Origin of the sequence: Waterburya agarophytonicola KI4, assembly GCF_020640915.1 — a bacterium.
Lineage (GTDB): Bacteria > Cyanobacteriota > Cyanobacteriia > Cyanobacteriales > Xenococcaceae > Waterburya > Waterburya agarophytonicola.
On record NZ_JADWDC010000020.1, the window covers coordinates 66593 to 72640 of the forward strand.

A 6048-nucleotide genomic window follows, 5' to 3' on the forward strand; every position below is an offset into this window, starting at 1 on the left:
TAGACTTATATTGTAACGAACCGCTATAATATTTATTGAAGCGAATATAGTTAAAACAAGCAGAGTTGTAAGTATTGTTTTAGTATTTTCTTGATTCTTGTTTTTATGCCAAATATTTTTTTTGTTCTTTTTAAAACCTAAGTTGATTATTAATATTATCGCTCCAAAAATTATAAATACAATGGGGATTATTAACCAATTAGCGGTAAGGACAGTTGTAACTATGACCGCAACGCAAAAAGCAATACTAAGAAAATATAATATTGTTTTTTTCATAAAAAAATGCAATCAATTTTTGTTTAAACTACTGATGATTTAACCGAAATAACTCTATCGATTGAGAGGTTAAAAATAGACCTATAAAAATATAGCTAAAAAATAAAACAAAGTCGCTAGTATTGATAATTCCTCGAACTAGATTATTGTAACTTTCTAATAAAGAAATATGTTCTAAACTATTACCTAACCACCCTCCAATATTATTAGCCATTAAATCTATTATCCATAAAAACAAAATTATGCTAAAAGTTAAAATAGCAGCCACAAGATTACTAGTGGTTAAAGAGGAAATAAACATTCCTATAGATAATAAGGCAACAGCCATCATTACTAGACCTAAATGAGCTAACAGAGGCAAAACTGGAGGAATAGGTGGTTCTGCCGCACTAAAGGTGATCGCTTCATAAAACAGAGAAGGTAGAAGCATAAAAATAAATAGTAATGTTACGCCGATTAGTTTACCTAAGGCGACGACCCAGTTATTTAGAGGAGAAGTGGCTAATAATTCGATCGTTCCTTGCTTTTTTTCCTCTGCATAAAGTCCCATTGATAGAATAGGAATTATCAATAAAGATAAAGTACCTAGTATGGCTGAATAGGCATTTAAAAATTCAGTAGCAACATCCACAGAACTAAGCACAATTTCCGTTTGTTCTTTCAACGCAACTTGTTGTATTAGTCCTTGTTTGCCAATCAATATTTCGACAAAGAAAAAGCCAGAAAAAAACCAAAAAATTGCCGCCAAAACATAAGCTAAAGGAGAAGCAAAATAACTTTGTAGTTCTTTTTGAGCGATCGCAATAATGTTACTTACTATCATTGATTATAAACGGACAAAGGCTCTTCTGTGGTTAACTCCAAGAAAACATCTTCTAAACTAGGGCGAGTACGACGCAATTCATGTAACTCTAATCCTTGTCGAACGATTAATGCTGCAATATCTTTTCCAGGTTCGGTCGTGGATTTACAGGTAACTCTAAGCATATGACGTTGAGTATCTTCAATTGAAAGATTATTATCTAAGATCGTGTTTGTTACCCCAGGAATTGCTTTTAATAATGGCAAGACTATCTCAAGATTTCCCGATAGTTCTATTTCATAGCCAGAACTAATTTCTAGCTGTCCTTGCAGATCTTGAGGGGTATTAGTAGTAACTACTTTACCTTGATTGATAATAATCACGCGATCGCAAATCATACTTGCTTCGGGCAAAATATGGGTGGATAGAATAATCGTATGTTCTCTTGCAAGACTTTTAATCAGATTACGTACTTCAATAATTTGACGAGGGTCTAATCCTACTGTCGGTTCATCTAAAATAATCACAGGCGGTTCGTGAACGATTGCTTGAGCAATTCCTACCCTTTGTCGATATCCTTTGGAAAGTTGGCGAATCACAGTATTTTCTCGCTCTATCAACTGACAACGCACCATTGCATTATATACTTGGCGACGCCGATCTCCTGCCCTAATTCCCTTGATCTTAGAGACAAAATATAAGTACTGCTTCACCGACATATCTGGGTATAAAGGCGGGACTTCAGGTAAATATCCAATACGACGACGCACCTCCATTGAATGACGATGAACATCGTAACCCGCAATTTTTACCGTTCCCGATGTAGCAGGAAGATATCCTGCTAAAATCCTCATGGTGGTAGTTTTTCCCGCCCCATTTGGCCCCAAAAAGCCAATTATCTCTCCCGCATCCACTGAAAAGTGAACATCTTCAATGGCAGCAGTTGAACCATAAGCTTTACTAAGATGTTCTACTTCGATGGTCTTAGAAGACATAGTTGTTGTTGTCGATTCCATGAACTTGATCGATTTTATCGCGATCTCTTTTCATCCAGGCAATATTTTCAGAATACTCAAGTTTAAGCAAAACAAAATATTAATCTCAAACAAAAGGTTTAATAAATTTGCTAGAAATTGCCAAATCAAGAATAGAACGTGCGATCGCAAAACAAATAATGCTTTGAACGATTAAAAATATTAAATATCCTAACTCTGACAAAACTAGATTATTTTCTACTAAAGCCAATCCTCTGACCAAACCAAACGCCAACACCGCGCCATCATTGAGGTGGAAATTGCGATCGTCTCGAATAATATAACGATAGGTAACGCCAAACAAAAAACCACTCACTGCACCAATAGCTAGCTGCAATAATAATTCTCCATTGAGAAAGACGGGAGTCAAATTATATGCGGAAAAGGTATTGATCGCGATCTCTTTAGCTAAAAAAAATACTAATTCGGAGATCGCAAATGTCCCCGCACCGACTATTCCTGCTTTAACTGATTCTGTTCTTTCTGTAACTAAACTAGGCACAATCCTCACCACAAAAGATCCCTTAAGAAGTATGATAGGGTTTATAGTTGCCAAATTAAATATATATTTCAAAAAATAAATACTGACATGGATATTCTGACATTAGGCTGGGTTACTATCTTGGCTTTGTTCACGTGGTCGATTGCAATGGTTGTCTGGGGACGTAACGGATTCTAAATATTGGGTTCTCAATGGTGGAAACAAACGAACTATTAAACACTTTATTTCTTGTTGCCGTTGCCTTACTGGGACTGCTGAGTCTAGCAGTTTCATACCTTTCGGTAGTAAAATGGCGTGATCGTCGTCGTCAAGGTCGTGATAAACGAGGCGGCGTTTAATTTAAGCAAATCAAGGACAAATTAATTGAATGGGGATGTTGTTTATTAACATCCCTATGCCTTTTGTTGAATTATTCCCAATAATATGAAATAAAAAATTAGGAGCTAGCATTGCCAACTCCTACGATTGATAATTGTTTTATATATACAAGAGGGTCGTTTTTACTTAGAGCGCGCCAGCGTTAGCCAATCCTAGAATTACCCCTGCGCCCAAGAGATGTCCTAAGCTAGTAGTCCCTAGTACAGCAGGTAATCCAAAGCCCCCAAACAAAGCGGGAGAAGGCATAGCAGGGCCAGCAGATTGATTTTTGATGGTAAACTTACCAAATGCGATCGCCACAATATTGCAAGCAATCATTACAATCGCTACTTTCGGACTCCAAGATACGGTTTGAGGTACAGTAGCTGCTAATAAAGTTAAATAAGTCAAAGTAGATTTCTCCTGTTATAAGTGATGATTTATCTTCTAGAATCGATAATAGTTTTATTTCTTTAGATCGCAAAAATATTAATCGATGTTGCAATATTTATTAATCTAGTAAAGTTTTATATACAAAAACAGTTTGGTCAATCAAGGTTTTTATCTTAGTCTATGCTGATTATAGAGATGAGCATGGGGCTGTGGCTCAGTAGGATAGAGCAAGCGCCTCCTGAAACATCGGGCATCATGAAGGAAACTTCATGGGTGAATGTGGTCAAATTCAGGGAAGCCTAAAGTTGTAGATTGCAGCCAAGGCGATCGTGAGCCAAGCTCTATTATTTCCTGGTAGAGAAGGTGCAGAGACTAGTTATAGGTCTAAAAATCAGGAACTAACGGCTCAAATAAAATTGAGTCACAGACCTATGGCATAACGGCCACCACCTAAAGGTTTTGTTTTGACCCAAGGTGAAGAGATAGTCCAGAGAGTAGGGAAACTTACACCAATCTGAAGCGCTAGGTCGCCAGTTCAAATCTGGCCAGTCCCGCTATCTCACCTTTTTTAATCGCTCGCGATCGAATCTATCTTTAAAATTTTATTGCGTATTGATGATTTGTGGCATCAGAAAAATATACACTCACATAGATACAGAATAGTTTTTGATAAAGATATTTTTTTATGGCTTATTACTGGTTTAAAGCATTTCACCTGATTGGAGTTGTGGTGTGGTTTGCAGGGTTATTTTATTTAGTACGCTTGTTTGTATACCATGCCGAAGCAGAACAAGAATCTGAACCCGCACGCACGATCCTAACTAAACAATATGAAATCATGGAGAAACGCCTTTACGGCATTATTACTACTCCAGGGATGATTGTAACAGTAGTGATGGCGATAGGCTTGATTTCTACCGAACCAGAAATTCTTAAATCTAGTTGGTTGCATATTAAGTTGACTTTTGTTCTTTTGCTGATTGCTTATCATTATTTTTGCCAGCGCATTATGAAAAAACTGGCTGCGGGAGAATGTCAGTGGACGGGACAACAATTTAGAGCTTTAAATGAAGCACCGACTATCTTGTTGGTATTGATTGTATTGCTGGCTGTGTTTAAAAATAATCTTCCTTTAGATTTGACTACTTGGTTGGTTGCAGGATTGGTAATAACTATGGTGGCTAGTATCCAGCTTTATGCGAAAAAACGTCGTAAGGATCGAGAAAAACTAGCTCAGATAGAACAAAAACCAGAATTTGCTGCTTCTGTAAGCGAATAAGCATAAATATCGGTAGCAGAGATAGTTTAGTTGGGTTGCGCTACCGTAACTCAATCAAACTTCATTCTCTCTTGCCAATTTGTTCAGCTTAGAGCTTAAGGCTTAAAGCTTAGAGCTTTTAATAAATGTATTTAAAAAAACTACACCTGCGATCGTTCCGCAATTATGTCGATCGCCAGGTAGAATTTACAGCCAAAAAAACTATTTTAGTCGGAAATAATGCCCAAGGAAAATCCAACTTATTAGAAGCGGTAGAATTATTAGCAACTCTTAAGAGCCATCGTACCAGCCGCGATCGCGAATTGGTCTTGGATACGGCAACAGCAAGTCAAATAGAAGCAATTGTAGAAAGAACTCACAGCACCAATGAGTTAAGCATTATTTTTCGCAAACAGGGAAGACGTACTGTTGCTGTCAATCGAGAAAATTTACGTCGCCAATTAGATTTTTTGGGAGTTCTCAATGCGGTACAGTTTTCCAGTTTAGATTTAGATTTAGTTAGAGGTGCGCCAGAAACTCGTAGAAATTGGCTTGATGGTTTATTAATTCAACTAGAGCCTGTCTACTCTAATATTTTGCAGCAATATAACCAAGTACTGCGTCAGCGCAATGCTCTCTTGAAAAAGATTCGTGCGGTTAGACAAGACGATCCTAATGGATCGATAGATAGTTTTGAACCCCAACTGAGATTATGGGACGAACAATTAGCCGCAGCAGGCTCTAGAGTAACTCGCAGACGGGCGCGAGTAGTCGCCAGACTCGATCCTATTGCTCGACGTTGGCATCAAAAAATTAGTGGCGAAACCGAACTACTAGAGGTTAAATATTTACCTAATGTTGAATGGACGGAAGATGAACCGAGCAAAGTACAACGGGCTTTTTTAACTAGAATAGAAGAACGTCGTATAGCAGAACAATATCAAGGAAAAACTGTCGTAGGCACTCACCGCGATGAACTAGAATTTGCCATAAACGAAACTCCTGCTCGACATTATGGTTCTCAAGGACAACAACGGACTCTAGTCTTAGCCTTAAAATTAGCCGAATTAAAGCTGATTGAAGAAGTAATTGGCGAACCGCCCTTATTGCTGTTGGATGATGTTTTAGCCGAGTTAGACCCCAATCGTCAGAAGCAGCTTTTAGAAGTAATTGGCGATCGCTTTCAAACTATTATTACTACAACCCATATCAATTCATTTAATCAAAACTGGATTAAAGATTCTCAAATTTTAAAAGTGCAAGCAGGAACAATAATTACTGCTTTTCTTTAACTTTGTTTATTTTTCCTTTAGCCTAATTTCAATTAGTAAATTATTTGCAGAACATAATTGTAACTGCGTAGTTAACCTATTAGAACATAATTTTGGTCACGGTCAAAATAATTTATGTGAGATTTTATTGAGCT

The 6048-nt window shown here is 37.3% G+C and carries 7 protein-coding genes; 3 read left to right on the forward strand and 4 right to left on the reverse strand.

The annotated features are described in order from the left end of the window. Positions 1-304 precede the first annotated feature (304 nt). The 3 genes from I4641_RS10195 to I4641_RS10205 all read right to left on the reverse strand — a co-directional run bounded on the left by I4641_RS10195 (position 305) and on the right by I4641_RS10205 (position 2614). Positions 305-1099 (reverse strand): ABC transporter permease, encoded by a 795-nt coding sequence (locus I4641_RS10195; protein ID WP_229640410.1) that lies wholly within the window; start codon positions 1097-1099, stop codon positions 305-307. Next, a complete protein-coding gene (locus I4641_RS10200; RefSeq protein WP_229640411.1) occupies positions 1096-2094 on the reverse strand; it encodes an ABC transporter ATP-binding protein in 999 nt (332 codons plus the stop codon). Before I4641_RS10200 ends, I4641_RS10195 begins: the two co-directional genes overlap by 4 nt. A gap of 85 nt (positions 2095-2179) precedes the next feature. Then, positions 2180-2614 carry a hypothetical protein gene (locus I4641_RS10205; protein ID WP_229640412.1) on the reverse strand — a complete coding sequence of 145 codons (435 nt, stop codon included), beginning with the start codon at positions 2612-2614 and terminating at the stop codon, positions 2180-2182. A gap of 87 nt (positions 2615-2701) precedes the next feature. On the opposite strand from I4641_RS10205, the gene petN reads away from it, so the two are divergent. Next, the gene (gene petN / locus I4641_RS10210) at positions 2702-2791 is read left to right on the forward strand and encodes a cytochrome b6-f complex subunit PetN (RefSeq protein ID WP_229640413.1); all 90 of its coding nucleotides are present in this window, start codon (positions 2702-2704) and stop codon (positions 2789-2791) included. A gap of 327 nt (positions 2792-3118) precedes the next feature. On the opposite strand, the gene psaK is transcribed toward petN, so the two are convergent. After that, positions 3119-3382: a photosystem I reaction center subunit PsaK gene (gene psaK / locus I4641_RS10215; RefSeq protein WP_229640414.1), complete on the reverse strand. Its 264-nt coding sequence runs from the start codon at positions 3380-3382 to the stop codon at positions 3119-3121. A 667-nt stretch (positions 3383-4049) separates the two neighbouring features. On the opposite strand from psaK, the gene hemJ reads away from it, so the two are divergent. Then, on the forward strand, positions 4050-4643 hold the full coding sequence (gene hemJ, locus I4641_RS10220) for a protoporphyrinogen oxidase HemJ (protein ID WP_229640415.1): 594 nt from the start codon (positions 4050-4052) through the stop codon (positions 4641-4643). A 125-nt stretch (positions 4644-4768) separates the two neighbouring features. Continuing rightward, positions 4769-5914, forward strand: coding sequence for a DNA replication/repair protein RecF (gene recF, locus I4641_RS10225; RefSeq protein WP_229640416.1), 1146 nt, complete (start codon positions 4769-4771; stop codon positions 5912-5914). The last annotated feature ends 134 nt before the right edge of the window (positions 5915-6048 follow it).

Excerpts from the sequence above, each read along its gene's own strand:
- I4641_RS10195 (WP_229640410.1), bottom strand. The coding sequence starts at position 1,099 with ATGATAGTAAGTAACATTATTGCGATCGCTCAAAAAGAACTACAAAGT.
- I4641_RS10200 (WP_229640411.1), bottom strand. The coding sequence starts at position 2,094 with ATGGAATCGACAACAACAACTATGTCTTCTAAGACCATCGAAGTAGAA.
- petN (WP_229640413.1), top strand. The coding sequence starts at position 2,702 with ATGGATATTCTGACATTAGGCTGGGTTACTATCTTGGCTTTGTTCACG.
- hemJ (WP_229640415.1), top strand. The coding sequence starts at position 4,050 with ATGGCTTATTACTGGTTTAAAGCATTTCACCTGATTGGAGTTGTGGTG.
- recF (WP_229640416.1), top strand. The coding sequence starts at position 4,769 with ATGTATTTAAAAAAACTACACCTGCGATCGTTCCGCAATTATGTCGAT.